The organism is Amphritea sp. GJ51-11 (assembly GCF_055808735.1).
In genome coordinates this window covers 1,706,820-1,723,378 of record NZ_CM147881.1, presented here as the reverse complement: position 1 = coordinate 1,723,378, position 16,559 = coordinate 1,706,820, and the positions used below count along the sequence as shown (strand labels likewise).

Genomic DNA, 16,559 nt, shown 5'->3' with positions numbered 1-16,559 from the left:
TCTTATTAGAGTTTTTTTAAAATTCTGAATCACCCGGCTTTAGCCTGTTTAATCAGCAGGAAAGAACGGGGATCGCTATGGGTGAAATAATAGAACGGAAAGTAAAGACCAAGAATTCTGCTTTGGTGTCGAAGAACTAGTACCTTGGTACTAAGATGATCAGCACCGATAAGTATGGTGTAGCCGATTAAATTTACTGTAAAAATAATCACTTAGAAAAACTCACTAGATACCAATCAACAGCATACAGGCGACGTTAGGTGATTAATTGAGCGGAATAAAAGGCCCCAAAAGGTCTCGATAAATTTAGTAAAAACGATGTGAGGCCTAAACAGGCCTCAAAGAAAAACCGCAGCGCTTATGTCTGCGCGAGCGGCACTTGCTATTGCTATTGCTGTTGCTGTTGCTGTTGCTATAGAAGACCCGCTATAGACGGAACTTACTTAACAACAAACACCCCTTCCATCCCTTTCTGTCTGAGCCCTTGGATATAAAACTCAAAGGTGCCCGGCTTAATCGGGACAAAAAAGATTTCCGCAGTCCCCTCGTCTTCAAACTCAAGTTCAATCAGGCTGGCCGCTTTAATCTCCATACCACCGGCTTCAATCTTACGCAGATAAATCGAGGAGAAAAATTCAGGTGCCCGCAAAGCATAGGGTTTCAAACCACTGGCAACGATCTCTAAGCGATAGGCTTTACCGGTTTCCAGCGCATAGGTTTTGTTCGACAGGCTGTAATCGCTTTCTTCACTGCCCATCAATAGCTCCGGCAATTTTTGTGGCTTGCGGGTCAAATCGCCTTGCGCTAACACGTTACCACTCAACGCTAACGATGCGACCACACCCGTCACCGCCATTGCACTCATCATCCTTCGCATCATTGCCCTACTCCTCTGATCGTTACCATTCTTTCTATTCATACTAAGCGGATCCTGTTTTGACAAAATAGTACTTCAGAACTAATTGATCGGTACTTTCTACATATTTAACCCTGATTCACTAGCCCCTATGCTGGATGTATTAGATAAAAGAGTTATTCATATGCGTACACCCAAACGACTTATCGCTTTCATCGCCGCTGTATTATTAGGGCCTATCATCAGCCTTTCGGCATTGGCGGCCACGGATAAAAAAGCCGTACAAGAGATTCGGGTAGGCTTTATCGCCTATCATCCCGACCAAGGCCCGGTTCTATCAAACTTGTTACCCGAGCCTGCCAACCGGGGTTTTGCCGGCGCGGAATTGGGCTTAAAAGATAACAACACCACCGGCCGCTTTCTCAAACAGCACTACACCTTGATATCGAAGCTCGCCGACAGCCCAGAGCAAACCCAACAGATTGTCCAGCAATGGTTTGCAGAGGGGCTTCGCCTACTGATTACCGACCTACCGACATCACAACTGCTCGCCATTAATCAGCTCGCGCTGAAATACCACGCTATCGTCCTCAATGCCGGTAGTTATGATGATCAGCTGCGCACCCAAGCCTGCCTGAAAAACACTCTGCACACCCTACCCAGCCGCGCCATGTTGACGGATGCGCTAAGTCAATGGAGCAACGCCCGACGCTTAAAACGCTGGTTACTGATCAAAGGCTCACAGCCGGAAGACCTCGCCTACACCGAGGCACTAAAACGCAGCGCCAAGCGTTTTGGCCTCACGATTGTCGCCGAAAAAACCTGGGACTTTGATACCGATCTACGCCGCACGGCGCAACGGGAACTGCCCCTGTTTACTCAAACAGATGAATATGATCTGGTGGTTGTCGCCGATGAGCGAGGTGATTTTGGTGAATATGTCATGTACAACACCTGGTATCCACGGCCCGTGGCGGGCACTCAAGGACTCACCCCAGTAGCATGGCACCGTGTGGTTGAGCAATGGGGCGCTGCACAACTACAAAGCCGTTTTCAAGCACAGTCGCAACGTTGGATGAACAGTAAAGATTACGCCGCCTGGATGGCTGTCAGAACCCTCGGCGAAGCGGTCACCCAAACGAAATCGAGTGACGCCAAAACACTGTTCGACTTTATCAACTCTGAGCGTTTCCAACTCGCCGCCTTTAAAGGCCGCAAACTGAATTACCGCCAATGGAGTGGCCAATTGCGCCAACCCATTCCTCTGGTGCAACCCCGTTCGCTGGTAGCACAACCACCGCTGGATGGCTTTCTTCACCCGGTGACTGATTTAGATACCCTCGGTTTTGATCAGCCTGAATCAAACTGCAAAGTATCGTTCCTTTAACTATGTTCGCCGCAGAGCAAAAATAACAACAGGACTTGTTCTATGAAACCGTTAACGAAACTCCTCCCGCCACTGACCCTTAGCTTGCTGAGCGCGGCCCTGCTCTGTAATCAGGTGAGCGCCGAAACGGCCTATGTCTCAAATGAAAAAGATGACACTCTGTCGGTGATTGATCTGGATAGCATGAGCGTTATTGAGACTATCGATGTCGGTGAACGCCCCCGCGGTATCACCTTCAACCATGACCGCACCAAGCTATATATCTGTGCCAGTGACTCCGACACCGTACAGGTAATGGATCTGAATGATCACAGCATTATTGCCCAACTCCCCTCCGGCGAAGACCCCGAACAGTTCGCGCTGCACCCGGATGACCATCACCTCTACATCGCCAACGAAGATGATGCGCTGGTAACCGTGGTCGATACCGAAAGCCAAGCAGTCATTACCCAGATCGATGTCGGCGTAGAACCGGAAGGTATGGCGGTTAGCCCCGATGGTAAATGGGCATTAAGCACCAGCGAAACCACCAACATGGTGCACTGGATCGATACCGCCACCCATGAGTTAGTCGATAATACGCTGGTCGATCAACGCCCTCGTCATGTCGAATTTAATAAAGATGGCAGCATCGTCTGGGTGTCTTCTGAAATCGGCGGCACCGTGTCGATTATTGATGTCGACAGCCGCCAAATAAGCCGTAAGCTCAACTTTAAAATCCGCGGTATTCACCCGGATAAGATTCAACCGGTGGGGGTCAAGCTAACCGATGATGGCCGCTATGCGTTTATTGCCCTCGGGCCTGCCAACCATGTTGCGGTCGTTGATGCGAAAACCTACGAAGTACTCGATTATCTACTCGTTGGTCGCCGTGTCTGGCATATGGACTTCAACAGCAAGCAAAACCTGCTATTAACCACCAACGGTATCAGTGGTGATGTTTCCGTTATCGACATCGATAAGATGAAGGTTATTAAATCCATTAAAGTGGGTCGTTACCCTTGGGGAATCCGGATCAAGCCCTGATCCGCAAACATCATGAGTATCGAAATCTGCAATCTCAGTTTCAGTTACGGCGCCCTGAATGCACTACAGGAGATTAACCTGTCGCTAAAAGATGGGCGTTTTAACGCCCTATTGGGTCCTAACGGGGCAGGCAAAAGCACTCTGTTTGCCCTACTGACACGGCTATACGCCTTGCAAAGCGGTGACATTCGCATCGCCGGCCATAGCATCGCCCAGCATCCGGCTCAGGTGATGCGCAAACTCGGGGTGGTATTTCAGCAAAGCACCCTAGACCTCGATCTAACAGTGGCGCAAAACCTTTACTATCATGCCGCGCTGCACGGCCTGTCTAAACGCCAGGCGCTACCGCGAATGACCGACGAACTGGCTCGATTTGATCTGACTGAACGATTGCACGACAAGGTGCGCAGCTTAAACGGTGGCCATCGCCGCCGGGTCGAGATCGCCCGGGCTTTATTACACAAACCAGACATTCTATTACTGGATGAACCCAGCGTCGGCCTAGATCCCGCCACCCGGGAATCCCTTAATCAACACATCAGGACGCTGTGCCAAACACAGCAACTCACCGCCCTCTGGGCCACCCATCTGATGGAAGAGATACAGCACGATGACCCGGTTACCATTCTCTTTCGAGGGCGAGTACTGGCCAGCGATACCGCCGAGCAATTGTGTCAACAGCATCAGTGCGCCGATATCAGCAGCCTATTCCGCACGCTTACAGGAGCCAACGAATGACTTTTCGTGATGCGTTTATCTGCTTTAACGGTTTACTGCAACGGGAACTGCTGCGCTTTGTACAACAACGCTCACGCTTCTTTAGCGCCCTCGTCCGGCCACTGCTATGGCTCGTAGTGTTTGCCTCGGGTTTTCGTGCTGCACTAGGCATCGCTATTATTGCCCCGTATGAAACCTACATCACCTATGAGGTGTATATCGTGCCGGGTTTATGCGCCATGATTATTTTATTTAACGGGATGCAGAGTTCTCTATCGATGGTCTATGACCGTGAAATGGGCAGTATGCGGGTCTTATTAGTCAGCCCGATGCCACGCCCTTTTCTCTTACTAGCGAAACTGATGGCCACCTCGCTGATCTCGCTGCTACAGGTGTATGGATTTCTGCTGATTGCCTGGTTCTGGGGAGTTGAAGCGCCACTGTGGGGTTATTTTACCGCGCTGCCAGCGTTTCTCTTAGTGGCCATGATGCTCAGCGCAATTGGCTTATTTATCTCTGCTCGCATCAAGCAATTGGAAAACTTCGCTGGGGTGATGAACTTCGTTATCTTTCCGATGTTTTTCCTTTCCTCTGCACTCTACCCATTGTGGAAGATGCGGGAAGCCAGTGAGTGGCTGTATTGGATCTGTGCCTGGAACCCGTTCAGTCACGGTGTTGAACTGATCCGCTTCGCCCTCTATCAACAGGGGAACAGCCAAGCGTTAGTGATCGTATCGCTGGTAACACTGGTGGCCTCGGTGCTGGCCGTTAAGGGGTTTCAGCCTCAACAGGGGATGGGTAAACGGTAGCGCTGAGGGCTTCATCATGAAAACAGGCACATCCGCGCCCCTCTCGCTTCGCCCTATAGAGTGCCTGATCCGCATTCTTCATCAAGCTATAGGCATCATCACCCTGTTCACTCACGGCGATTCCCATACTGCAACTGATATCAATATCGATGCTCGTCAGGCGCAACGGCTTAATTAATTCATTCAGTAGGCGCTGACACAGTGGCAGCAGCTGCTGCGCCCCTTCGCCACCCGTTTCAAACTTAACAATCAAAATAAATTCATCGCCGCCGACTCGACAGGGTAGATCCGATTCCCGCAGACAACTATTCAAACGTCTGGCCACCTCGATCAACAAAGAGTCGCCAATATCGTGCCCATAACAATCATTGATCGCTTTAAAATGATCCAAATCGATAAAAAACAGGGCAATACCGAGAGCCTGATAGCGGTTTTGTGCCGCCAGATCATGATTGAGACAGTCCATTAATGTGCGACGATTTGCCAAGCCTGTTAACGGATCCGTTTCAGCCAAGTAGCGTAATCTATTCTCCAAATCTTTAAGGTGGGTAATATCATAAAAAGTGGCGATATAGTTTTGTACCTCACCATTGCTGTACTTATTCTCAGTAATCGATAACCACTCAGGATAAACCACCCCATCCTTACGCTTACTCCAAACCTCGCCTCGCCAGACGCCCTCGGTATTCAAGTGGTGCCACATCTCTCGATAAAAGCTTTCATCATGCCGCCCCGATGATAACACCGCCGGAGTCTTCCCAAGCACTTCATCGGAACGGTAACCGGTAATCCGCGTGAAGGCCGCGTTCACCTGTACAATACGGTTATCGGCATCACACACAATGACCCCTTCATAAGCCGATTCCACAATCAAAGCGTTGAGCTTTAAGGAGTCCGCAACTTCCTGTAACTCATTATTTTGCCGAGTGATATCATCTTCATAATGCTTAAAGCGGGTCTTCAGCCAACGGCTGTAAGTCCAAGTAATCAGCAACGCAAGCAAGCCAATAATAGACAGCGCTACCATCTGATGCAGTCGATCCTTTTGGATCTCATTATTGAGCTCTCGCTCTTGCGATGAAAACAGCTCATTCATTTCATCATGATAAATACCCGCAACCAGAATCCAGCTACGGTTGCGGATAGGCTCAACCATCGACAAACGCAAACTTGGGCCTTCCTTACCCGCTTGATACCAATCGTAAGAGAGTAGCCCTCCGCCCTCACGCGCGGTTTCAATGACCTGCAAAGCACCTTGACGGATTAACGGGTCTGGGTCCTTGAGATAGTTAAGCCCTTCCCGGTCGGGCGTCGCACCACTGGCCAGTAACCGGCCATCACGATGCAGTAGCGCAATATAGCCGGTACGGCCAAAATGAATATTGCGAATAAAGTTATAAATTTGCGGTTTGAGTTCGTTTTCAAAACGATAAAAATAATCCCCGGTACCAACGATCCAGTTATAGGGCTCAAAGACCCGCACATGGGCCACTTTATCCCGCATAACCGTATCATTCCCCGGCGCATACCAACGGTAATGAGAAAAACCTGCGCGCTGAGGGTTAGAAACCGCTTGAATCAGACCCTGCATAATGGCGTGTCGATTATCATCTCGGTAACCCATGGCCGAGGTGCCTTCTTGCTGAGGATCTGTTGGCAATAGCAGCAAGGTGCCATCCATATCATCGATAAAGAAATACCCACGCCCATCAAAAAAGCGGATATCCCGAAGTGACTCAATCAACATGGCCTTCATCTCAGCTTCACTCAACTGTTGATGATAACGTTGATAGAGTGTGTTCATCAGCGTCAGCGCCTGCTGGGTCTGACTGCTGGTCTGTCGTTCAAGTAACTCGGAGGCCTCAGCAAACATCTGGTCGATCATATAGCGGGCATCCGCCAATTCAGATTCTAAGCGGCTATGCTGCTCTTCAATCATTTTCTCACGCAGCAACCCCAGCTGATGCTGGTAACGTGACTGCGTGTTGAAGTAAAAATAAACCGTTTGGGTCGCCAACAGCAGGATAATAATAAAGGTCGCCCCCCATAAAAGCTGAGTGGGCAACCGAGTTGAGTCTTTAATTTTGTTCACGCCTCAGATCCATTACATCACTCCAGCCACTTTGCTCTGTCTCTTACAGTTTGGGTGCAATATTCCAATATATCGAGTAAAAGGTTGATTTTATAGTTAAAAAAACCGCTTTAATCAATTCTAAATCACTATTATTGACTTGAATCATAGCATAGATAGGCCCGGTAAATATTTGCAGAGCAACCACAAAAGCAGTACTTTAGTACTGGTTTTTTGAGCGTATAGTCCAATACCCATTCCCCCCGACTACAGGTGTAATGGTATCAGAGATAGTGTATACGGATTGATGATAGCGCAGACATCAACTAGCGCTGTGATATCAACCTCTATGCTGCCAATGTCGCTCAATAATGATTGCCGTCGTAATACACCTCTGGCATAGCGAAGATGAAATCAAGCAGCATAAAGCATTGTTTAAAAGGGATTTTTATAGCATTAACGCGCAGACCGAACACCACCAAGGTGCCGGGATGCCAATGTAGTACGCTGTGGTAGGAAACCCAGTCCCATTACAGAATAATTATAATGGACACTTAAACACTGCTAACACGGCAGCCGTCCAACGGGAGAATGAAGTGTATAAAATTCTAATTGCCGACGACCATCCGCTGTTCCGCGAAGCGATCTGTGGCGTAATAGCCAATGGTTTTCCGGGCTGTGAAACCCTCGAAACCGAAGACCTAGATAGCGCACTTAAAATCGCCGCACAAGAAGATGATCTTGATTTAATTCTGTTGGATCTGAATATGCCCGGCATGAACGGCCTCAACGGTTTAATCAGCCTACGCAATGACTCGCCCACCATCCCAGTAGTCATTGTCTCTGCCGAACAGGATAAACAGATTGTACTCCAGGCGATTACTTACGGTGCCGTTGGTTTCATTACCAAATCATCTCCGCGGGAGCAGATGACCGATGCACTGCAGCAGATCCTCAATGGGAATGTCTATTTGCCCTCGGATATTATCCGTTCAGAAAAACCCCGCAGCACCATTCAACGTCGCCACGATGACAGCCAGATCCCGCCAGAGATGCTCTCCTCGCTGACCCGGCGGCAATTATTGGTACTTGAACGCATGAGCGAAGGTGAATCCAATAAACAGATCGCTTATAACCTAAATATTGCGGAAACCACCGTGAAAGCACATGTCAGTGCTATTTTGAGAAAACTTGGCGTCCACAACCGGATTCAAGCGGTGCTGTCGGCGGGTAATATTGATTTTAACCAATACCTAAAACGCTAGCTCTAGCGTCGCAATCATATATCCTGAGCCTCACCGGCGTACTGAACGCCGGCGGCTTCGCTCTTGGTTATGTAACACGTCTAATAGGCAACCCCAGCTAACAAGGTCTCGCACCTCGACCAAGCCTCTGCGTTATTCAAGTAGATGATTAAGGGTCATTTTCAACTTCATCGGCTTCACCGGCTTATTGATTAATAAATAGCCCTGCTCACGCACGATCTGCTTCAGCTCATTAGTGTAATTAGCGGTGATCATAATCACCGGAATCGGGTAATCGAGTCGTTTATTAAAGTGAATCGCTGCTTCTAAACCATTTTCATCGTTATCCAGATGATAATCCGCAATCAAAATGCTCGGTGCCTGATGATGCTCCAACAGTGACATCAACTGCGACTCGCCCTGCACGGTTTCGACCCGGCAGCCCCAGCCTTCCAGTAAGATGCGCATACCACGACAAATTGCCGGATCATTATCAATCAGCCAGATCGACTCCCCTGCTAACTGATCCGCAACGGTGAACTGATGCTCCTCTTTGGTTTCTTCCGGGAACTGATCAGCACGGGCCAAAGGCACTTCGACTGAGAACATAGAGCCTTTACCCGGTACCGAGCTGACACTGATCTGATGGCCCAACATCCGTGAAATTTTATCGACGATCGCTAAACCTAACCCCAACCCTTTGTCATTCACCGCTGGGCTGCCATGCAAACGTTTAAACTCGAGGAAAATATCACCTAGTTTATCTTCCGGTATGCCTAAGCCGGTATCCCACACTTCGATCACCAAACTACTGCGCTTACGTCGACAGCCGAGCAGCACCGTGCCGGTATCGGTATAACGGATCGCATTGGTGAGGAAGTTACGCAGAATACGGGCTAACAACTGCGAATCGGAGCAGATCACCGCACTACTGGGCACATAGCGCAGTTTCAGTAATTCACTGCCCGCCACCTGCTGAAACTCATTGGCGATATTATTCAGCAAACCGCTGGCCGGAAACACGGTGACATCAGGCTCGATAACACCGGCATCCAACTTGGAAATATCCACAAGGGTGCTGAGCAACGATTCAACATCATCTAATGAGCTACCCACCGAATCAATCAGATGGCGCTCACTTTGCACCGCCGGTTTCTCTTGTAACGCACTGGTAAACAAACGCGCGGCATTCAGCGGCTGCAACAGATCATGGCTCACCGCCGCTAAAAACTTAGTCTTAGACAGGTTAGCTTGCTCAGCATGTTTACTGGCTTCCAGTAACCGGCCTTCCACCTGCTTACGCTCGGTAATCTCCTGCCATAACTGATCGTTCAGCTTGGTCAGCTCAGAGGTTCGCTCAATCACCCGCTGCTCCATGGTCTGATAGGCTTCCTGCAGCGCATAGGCGGTTTTACGTCGTTCCGTAATATCTCGAATCAGCACAAAAAAGCCCACCGCACGGCCCTCGGAATCGAGGTTCGGTACATAGGCTTTGAGCATGTAACGGGGGCCACCCTGGGGGTCTTTCTCTTCTATTTCAAAGGTCACACTTTCCCCGGAAAGAGCCCTATCAGTATAAGGTTTGAGCTTAACAAATTGATCATTACCATGAATCATAGCGATAGTCTTACCGGTGAGCGCTTCCCGCGACCAACCATACCAATCCTCATAGACTTTATTGGTAAATTGGAAGCGTAAATCCCCCCCGACATAAGCAATCAGCGCCGGCACATGGTCGGTGATTAAACGGATCCACTGCTCGCTCTCACGCAGCGTCTCGGCGTACTGATGCCGTTCGGTAATATCGGTATAGGTATTAACAAAACCGCCCTCCTGAATCGGGTGAGAGCGAATCTCGATCACCTGACCATTCGCTAAGCTCTGCTCCAACTCGATGGTTCCGCCTGACCGATGTTGGTGGCTAAACGGCGTGAGTAGCACCAGTTCACAGCGGGCGATCAGGTCTTCAAAAGGCGGCAAGGCATTCAGATCCGCTTCGCTCAAGCCGGAGAGTTCTAAGAAACGCTGATTCCACACCTCCAAACAGCCATCGGCATTGATCAGCACCACCCCCTGTGAAAGGTTGTCGACGGTATTTTGCAACACCCGCGATTTATCCGCCAAGGCCCTCTCACGGCGGGCGGTTTCATTATGTTTAAGCTCGGTAATATCGGTATACAAGATAACCAGACCGCCATCCAGCGTGGGCCGTTCACTGACTTGGAACCAACGGCCATTTTTGAGCCGATAAAATACCGAGTTATCGGTTTCATCGCCACGAAACTCCTCTTCGATCAGACCATGTTGATCGGCCAAACGACGAATATCCTGAATCCCCAGCCCCTCTTCAATCGAAACCCCGGTACCGGCCCAGACCGATTCAAATTTACTGTTGTAAAGGACGATACGACGCTCACTATCAAATAACACGAAGGCATCAGAGATACTTTCAATACCATCGATCAACCGCTGATGCGCCACTTCCGCTTGCTGTTTAGCCTGACTCAGAGCGATATTGCTGGTCTTAATATCCCCAAGGGCAACATTCAATGCAGCGGTTCTCTCACGTACCTGCTCGGCTAACACCACCGAGTGTTCAAATGCAGCATAGGGATCGGTTCGGGTGGTGGCACTCACCTCGACCCGCTCGATTAAAACCCGGTTAATCTTCTGTAATTTGCGGTTCTCGCGCTCTAACGTCTCAACCCGTAGCGCCAACTCTGACTGCAATTCGCTCTCGACTTGGTTCATGCTTTTCTCCCGATCGCGACACCGGTAAAGCTCTGATTTACATGCATACCGTCGATCTGCTCGCCGTAGGTATTAAAGCCGACCACCCGATGATCGCGCAGTAAGTCAGACACCTGCTCACTCTGGCCACGTATCTGCGCCTCTAAGCGGCGTAAGAAGCAATCACACCCGAGTGTCACTATATGCGCGCCAAAGGCGGACTCTATCTGCGTCAACTGTTGATCAAGCCGGGACATCAGCTCCCCCGGCTCCATCAGCGTTAACACAATACCGTTCTCAACCGCACAGTAAAAAGTCAAACTGAGATCAGCATTAACACTCTGGATCGAACGGACAAAGTACTCTTTACCAATCCGTACCGCGATCGGGTTGAGGGCAAACACTTCATGGTTGAGCTGTTCGAGTGGCACTCCAACCACCCGGGCATATTCGAGTGCTGCGGGCTCCGCATTCAGCTCCAATACCCGCCGCTGTTCACTATCGGCCTCGGTCACCACCAGCTTACTGTCACGGCTTTCCATATGATGACCACTGAAAACCTGAAAGTCGCAGCGAGTATTGACTAAAATAATCACCGCCGCGTCGGTATAAAAAGCACCATCAAAATACACATGAGTGTTAGCTAGACAGATATCATCGCCGGCAGAGCCGCCAAAATGAGGAATACTGCCAAGGGCCGAGTCGAGTGTAACCAACACCCGCTCCTCTTGCGTCGACAAACCATCGAACAGGGTCAGGGCAAAGCTGTGATCTTTAATGGGGGCAACCTGTTGTTCGAGGCACTTTTCAGAAAGTCGCTCGACAAGGGTCTGGGCATCATTGAAATTAAACTGATCGAGATTTTCAATTAATTGGCCACTGACGGCAAACACATCACGGGAGAAACCAATGGCGGAGATACTCCCCTGATCATAGCCCTTGGCGGTAATCTCACCTGCCGTGGTACAGCCGGCCACCAGTATGCCATCGAAGCGCTGCTGCAAAATACTCGCGAGTCGATCTAGCTGATATTCGGCAGAACAGAAGAACACCACAAAGTGAAGGTCGGGCCAGATGAGTTGTTCATATAATTGATCAACGGCTTGCTGTTCGTCTCGCGCCGTCGAAAAGGCTGTGCGTAATTCTGGCTGGCAAATATTTTCCAATGATCCATTCCTCACACCCGTCACCCCCGACAGTTTAAAAAGATCTTTAAGTCTAAAAGGGAAGCACTATTGAAAACAGTGTACTTGAGTACCTGAATAATAATAGAAAACGAGACAAAAAAACTAACACATTGTTTTTAAAACATATTCGTTTTTAGAAATAGGCACTAAAGTAGTAAAAGGCACCCTAGCGAACAGAGGAAGGGGTTGTCCGTCAGGGTGCCAGTGCCGTTAGGCGATTACCAGCTCAGGGTTGCACCCAGTGCCATGGTATCGGTTTGAGTGGTATCAATTGTACCGTTATCGGTTTTATGTACCGTATATTCAGCCACTAGGCTGAGATTATCATTAATTTTATGGAATAACGCCGCACCGGTTAGACTGTTCTGAGTCGTCACGGAGCTGCCGGCAGCGGTATCTTCGGTCTGTCCATAAGACAACACCACCCGGTTCGCATTAAAGGCATATGAACCTTGGATCAGATAACCGTCAGATTCAGCACTGTTGACCAGCGTATTGCTGGCGAAGACACTGCTAATACCCTCTTGATTAAACCCAGAAGCACTCAGGGCAAAACCAGCGACACCGACCCGAGCACCATAGGAGATACCGTTGGCATCAACCCCAGCGGTAGCCGAATCACCGATCGCACCACCCAGCCAAGCTTTTACGGTAACGCCGTCATAATCAGCATTGTAGGTCGCTTCCGTTTCAAAACGGGCCGAATTGGTATCATCAGAGGTACCGCCGGTGGTATTCGGATCTAACACCCCAACAGCTACTTGGAAACCGTTCATCACCGGCGTCCGATAGGTAATCTGAGCGGTTGGGTTCGCATAAGGGTAACCGGTGGTGATATTACCGAAGGTTGTATTAGCGGTGGTTTTCGGGGCAAACCCGACGCCCATCAATAGCTCATCACCAAAAATATTGCTGCGGGCATAGAGGCCAAAATCTTTACCAAACAAGACCTGACCAAAGTCGCCATCGACGGTAGCATAGAACTGCCGCACATCGATCATAGAATCTGTTTTCGTGTTATCGCCATCTTGGTTACTATCGTTGATCGATACCCAGAATGAAGAGCGACCTCCAACCGTCAGACCATCCACCTGCTTGGCAACATTAAAACCAATATAGTTGGGTAGAAAACCCATCCGCACCCGTGAGGTCTTGGCGGTGGTTTTAGCCACCTTATCTTCACTATCCTGATAGGTATAAAACGCGTTAAAGTGGCCATCTACAGAAAATGTAGTGCCATCCTGATCGTACAAACTGATTCCGGCCATTGCACTGTTACTGAATGCGACTGCCAAGGCTAACGGCATGCTGCGCCATAGTTTTTTATTATTCATTATGCCCTCTGATTCTTCATCGATAGGTTTGTTGTGTAAGTCAGGTCATTATTCGTGTTTGACTTACCGGGCAATAGAGCACTTTAGCGCCGATCCGATCAGCAATTAGACGCCGCGACTAAACCTCTCTATCGAGGCACACCCAAATAACATAGCGATATAACGCGAAAGTGGCTCATCCTTACGGGGATAGCAGCCACCGCTTAAGTCGTTGCTGCTTTAGTGCTTGTTTCATCAGTCGATACTGCTTAAGTCTCTGATGCTTAAGCAGTGCAAGTGCAAGGATAAAAAGGAAAAGCTATAGAGGAGAGGAAAGTGCCGCTAGATAACCGAGACGAGTATTAAAATAGCCCCAGTAAACATTTTTATACAACACAAAAAAGCCCGCAGGCTGGTAGGCTGCGGGCCGATAGGATAACACTGTTCAATCCCGTCGCGATAACCTCAACGGGTTTCAGAATCGAGCAATAATTCCGGGTTGAAGCCCACCGCAAAACAACCCCAGTGACGGCCATCCACATAAACGGGGAAGGTCAAATCATTCAGCACTTCACCCGTATCCCGCGCAAAAGTTTGCAACAGGAACGGCGCGGTATTAGTGGTTCGACGAATCTCTGCACGATTCCCTTTGAAGAAACGACGGTGACGGCTTTTAACGTTATCGACTTCAAAATCTCCAGTCAGTGAATCGGACACTTTCAAGTGGTGCGCCGGGGCATAGCCATCTAAACACACGGCTAGTGCATAGATAAACTCGGGCCGTTCAACCAAGTAACCGTCATACATAGGCCGCAGACGTTGCTCAAAAACATCGGCATAGCTGGTATCATACTTCTCAGGCAGCATCCCCTCATTGGTGCGTTGATAGTTGCGGTCAAAGATGTCATAACCCTGACTGTACATCTGCTCCAATGCTTCCTGAATCTGACGCGTCCACTCACGGCCTGTTTGAATAATATTTTCAAAGCTGCCATAGCCGATAATAAAGCGCGATAACAGTTCTTGAGTCTCCTCGGTTGAAGACTCTAATTCAGCGGAGAACAGCCGCGAACGCTCCATCTCATCGCGAATATCGCCACTAATACCCGCAATACGTTCCACATGTGAGTGGGATTCTTGATTGGTATAGGTCAATTCATCGAGGGTTGAGCTAATAGTAGTCAGCTGGCTATTCACACCCTCAAAGTCACTTACCAGGCGAATAAACTGCTCGTTAGTATCACTAATAAAGCCTTCGGTATTTCGGGTATATTCAAGGATATTGGCCGAGTTGCTGCGTGTATCGGCAACCAAATCAGCCATCACCGAGATATTCTGATCGATCTCAGAGGTCGCGTTCTGAACTTGTTGCGACAGGTTGCGCACCTCATCGGCGACTACGGCAAAACCTCGGCCTGCTTCACCGGCTCTCGCCGCTTCGATTGAAGCGTTTAGCGCCAACAGGTTGGTTTGATCAGAGAACCTTTTAACCATCGATAAAATTTCAGTGATGGTCTCAGAACTCACACTGAGTTTTTCGACAGTATCTTGAAAGCCTGAGGCCAGTTCAGAAATAATACGTACCTGACCGAGCACCTGTTCCAGCTCATGGCTAGAACTCTTAATCTCATCGAGGTTGTTACGCGTGTATTCCGATATTTTCAGGGTATTACCGGCGACTTCTTGAATCGCGGCAGTCGACTCTTGACTAGACAGCAGCACCTGCTGAGCTTGATCTTCCTGAGCGCTGGTCGACTCATGAACTTCTTGCAACACTTTGGTTAACTGCGTTGCACTCAAGGCAACCTTCACACTGTGATTACGGGACTCAGCAATCATCTTCTTCAAACTACTGGCGAAGCCATTGTAGCTGCTGGCCATCACCGAAATTTCATCATGGGTAAAATCCGGTAACGTGGCTGAAATATCGCCATCTTTATCTTTGATGTTACTCAGAACATCAACCATCATATGGATAGGCAGCAAGAACAGATGCCGCATAAAGAACACGGCAAACAGTGTCGCCAATAGGGAAAACAGTAGAATAATCCAGTTAAACATCTGCAAGCGTTCGAGCTGCGCGATTAACTCAGGATCGTTCGTACTCTGAGAAACCATCTGTTCAAGCCCGCTGAGGCCACTCCAGTTAACGCCAATAAAGAGTAATGACGGAATTAACAGGAAAACTGAGTTCCCGACAATTTTGCGGGTTAGTGAATTAAAAAATTTTCGTTCTACTGCGTCATAAAGCCCCATACTCATCCACTTCTTTATTCTTTATTGTTATTAATCACATTGGCTAGCCACTGTTTTAAATAAAATAACACAGCGTGAACAGTAAAAGACTACCCATTTCATGTATTTAACAAAAATTTATTGCCACGATGGCAACCACTTAATGGCTTACCCCTACCCTGCCAACAGACCAAACACATGCTTAAACAATAGCAAATCCCTACGTTAAGCACCGCGCGACTCAGCCGACTGCTCCACAACGCCACTTGGAGGCCAATGTAGATGCCCCCCTTGATGATCTAACCAAGCTTTAGCCTCTCGGTAATCCGGATAATAGTTTGCCACCACCGACCAAAACGCCGCCGAATGATTCATATGTTGCAGATGACTCAATTCGTGAACAATCACATAATCAATAATATGCACCGGCGCCATCACCAATAACCAATTAAAGCTCACCACCCCTCGGCTATTACAACAACCCCATTTACGCCGATAGCTGCGCACCCGCACCGCTGAGGGTTTAAGGCGCATATGTTCAGACCAAAACAGCACTCGCGTGTGAAAATACTGTAATGCTTGAGCCCGATACCAGCGCTCTATCTGCTCGGTTATCGCCTCTTCCCGAGCCTTGCGAATACGCCCCGATAGCGCTAACTGCAGCTGATCATCACTCACTGTTACCAGTGTTTCTGGCCGGTTAGGTAGTAACTCGAGCGTCAAGCGCTCTCCCAACCACCGCAGCTCACTACCTTGATCGAGCGGCCGCACGGTGACAGCAGCAGGCACTCGCAGGCGCAGTGCTTGCTGACGGGCGTTGATCCAGTCGGTTTTTTCTGCCACTAAGCGATCGATACGGGCACGTGACACTCGAGTCGGCGCTAACACACGCACACTGTCGGGCCGAACTTGAATCTCAACAGTACGCCGGCGCGCACTGCGCCGTAGGCTATACTCCGGTAACTTATCGACTAACATGGTGAC

Annotated in this window: 12 protein-coding genes; 5 read left to right on the top strand and 7 right to left on the bottom strand. The window is 49.2% G+C overall.

The window, feature by feature from the left end; all coding sequences use genetic code 11:
• Positions 1-439: 439 nt before the first annotated feature.
• A complete protein-coding gene (locus AC0L4K_RS07480) occupies positions 440-880 on the bottom strand; it encodes a cupredoxin domain-containing protein (RefSeq protein ID WP_473268810.1) in 441 nt (146 codons plus the stop codon).
• A 160-nt stretch (positions 881-1,040) separates the two neighbouring features.
• On the opposite strand from AC0L4K_RS07480, the gene AC0L4K_RS07475 reads away from it, so the two are divergent.
• Genes AC0L4K_RS07475 through AC0L4K_RS07460 form a run of 4 tightly spaced genes read left to right on the top strand, consistent with a single transcriptional unit; the run spans position 1,041 to position 4,795 of the window.
• Positions 1,041-2,243: an ABC transporter substrate-binding protein gene (locus AC0L4K_RS07475; RefSeq protein WP_473268809.1), complete on the top strand. Its 1,203-nt coding sequence runs from the start codon at positions 1,041-1,043 to the stop codon at positions 2,241-2,243.
• Positions 2,244-2,285: 42 nt separating this feature from the next.
• Positions 2,286-3,269, top strand: a complete 984-nt coding sequence (locus tag AC0L4K_RS07470; RefSeq protein ID WP_417225576.1) for a YVTN family beta-propeller repeat protein — start codon at positions 2,286-2,288, stop codon at positions 3,267-3,269.
• Positions 3,270-3,281: 12 nt separating this feature from the next.
• Positions 3,282-4,007: an ABC transporter ATP-binding protein gene (locus AC0L4K_RS07465; RefSeq protein WP_473268808.1), complete on the top strand. Its 726-nt coding sequence runs from the start codon at positions 3,282-3,284 to the stop codon at positions 4,005-4,007.
• Positions 4,004-4,795, top strand: a complete 792-nt coding sequence (locus AC0L4K_RS07460) for an ABC transporter permease (protein WP_417225572.1) — start codon at positions 4,004-4,006, stop codon at positions 4,793-4,795. The genes AC0L4K_RS07465 and AC0L4K_RS07460 overlap by 4 nt, the downstream gene beginning before the upstream one ends.
• Here the strand turns inward: AC0L4K_RS07460 and AC0L4K_RS07455 are convergent.
• Complete coding sequence (locus tag AC0L4K_RS07455; RefSeq protein ID WP_473268807.1) at positions 4,755-6,887, bottom strand: sensor domain-containing diguanylate cyclase; 2,133 nt, start codon at positions 6,885-6,887, stop codon at positions 4,755-4,757. The genes AC0L4K_RS07460 and AC0L4K_RS07455 overlap by 41 nt on opposite strands.
• A 575-nt stretch (positions 6,888-7,462) precedes the next feature.
• On the opposite strand from AC0L4K_RS07455, the gene AC0L4K_RS07450 reads away from it, so the two are divergent.
• Positions 7,463-8,131 carry a response regulator gene (locus AC0L4K_RS07450; RefSeq protein ID WP_417225568.1) on the top strand — a complete coding sequence of 223 codons (669 nt, stop codon included), beginning with the start codon at positions 7,463-7,465 and terminating at the stop codon, positions 8,129-8,131.
• Positions 8,132-8,263: 132 nt separating this feature from the next.
• On the opposite strand, the gene AC0L4K_RS07445 is transcribed toward AC0L4K_RS07450, so the two are convergent.
• From AC0L4K_RS07445 to AC0L4K_RS07425, 5 genes are all read right to left on the bottom strand, one after another.
• Positions 8,264-10,861, bottom strand: a complete 2,598-nt coding sequence (locus tag AC0L4K_RS07445) for a hybrid sensor histidine kinase/response regulator (protein WP_417225566.1) — start codon at positions 10,859-10,861, stop codon at positions 8,264-8,266.
• Positions 10,858-12,006, bottom strand: coding sequence for a nitric oxide-sensing protein NosP (nosP, locus tag AC0L4K_RS07440; RefSeq protein WP_417225565.1), 1,149 nt, complete (start codon positions 12,004-12,006; stop codon positions 10,858-10,860). The genes AC0L4K_RS07445 and nosP overlap by 4 nt, the downstream gene beginning before the upstream one ends.
• A 239-nt stretch (positions 12,007-12,245) precedes the next feature.
• A complete protein-coding gene (locus AC0L4K_RS07435; RefSeq protein ID WP_473268806.1) occupies positions 12,246-13,361 on the bottom strand; it encodes a porin in 1,116 nt (371 codons plus the stop codon).
• Between the two features lie 444 nt (positions 13,362-13,805).
• A complete protein-coding gene (locus AC0L4K_RS07430) occupies positions 13,806-15,596 on the bottom strand; it encodes a methyl-accepting chemotaxis protein (protein ID WP_417225561.1) in 1,791 nt (596 codons plus the stop codon).
• 204 nt (positions 15,597-15,800) lie between these two features.
• A complete protein-coding gene (locus AC0L4K_RS07425; RefSeq protein ID WP_473268805.1) occupies positions 15,801-16,553 on the bottom strand; it encodes a M48 family metallopeptidase in 753 nt (250 codons plus the stop codon).
• Positions 16,554-16,559 lie beyond the last annotated feature (6 nt).

Coding starts and splice junctions, on each gene's coding strand:
- AC0L4K_RS07475 (WP_473268809.1), top strand. CDS start 1,041: ATGCGTACACCCAAACGACTTATCGCTTTCATCGCCGCTGTATTATTA.
- AC0L4K_RS07460 (WP_417225572.1), top strand. CDS start 4,004: ATGACTTTTCGTGATGCGTTTATCTGCTTTAACGGTTTACTGCAACGG.
- AC0L4K_RS07430 (WP_417225561.1), bottom strand. CDS start 15,596: ATGGGGCTTTATGACGCAGTAGAACGAAAATTTTTTAATTCACTAACC.
- AC0L4K_RS07480 (WP_473268810.1), bottom strand. CDS start 880: ATGATGCGAAGGATGATGAGTGCAATGGCGGTGACGGGTGTGGTCGCA.
- AC0L4K_RS07445 (WP_417225566.1), bottom strand. CDS start 10,861: ATGAACCAAGTCGAGAGCGAATTGCAGTCAGAGTTGGCGCTACGGGTT.
- AC0L4K_RS07425 (WP_473268805.1), bottom strand. CDS start 16,553: ATGTTAGTCGATAAGTTACCGGAGTATAGCCTACGGCGCAGTGCGCGC.
- AC0L4K_RS07465 (WP_473268808.1), top strand. CDS start 3,282: ATGAGTATCGAAATCTGCAATCTCAGTTTCAGTTACGGCGCCCTGAAT.
- AC0L4K_RS07435 (WP_473268806.1), bottom strand. CDS start 13,361: ATGAATAATAAAAAACTATGGCGCAGCATGCCGTTAGCCTTGGCAGTC.
- AC0L4K_RS07470 (WP_417225576.1), top strand. CDS start 2,286: ATGAAACCGTTAACGAAACTCCTCCCGCCACTGACCCTTAGCTTGCTG.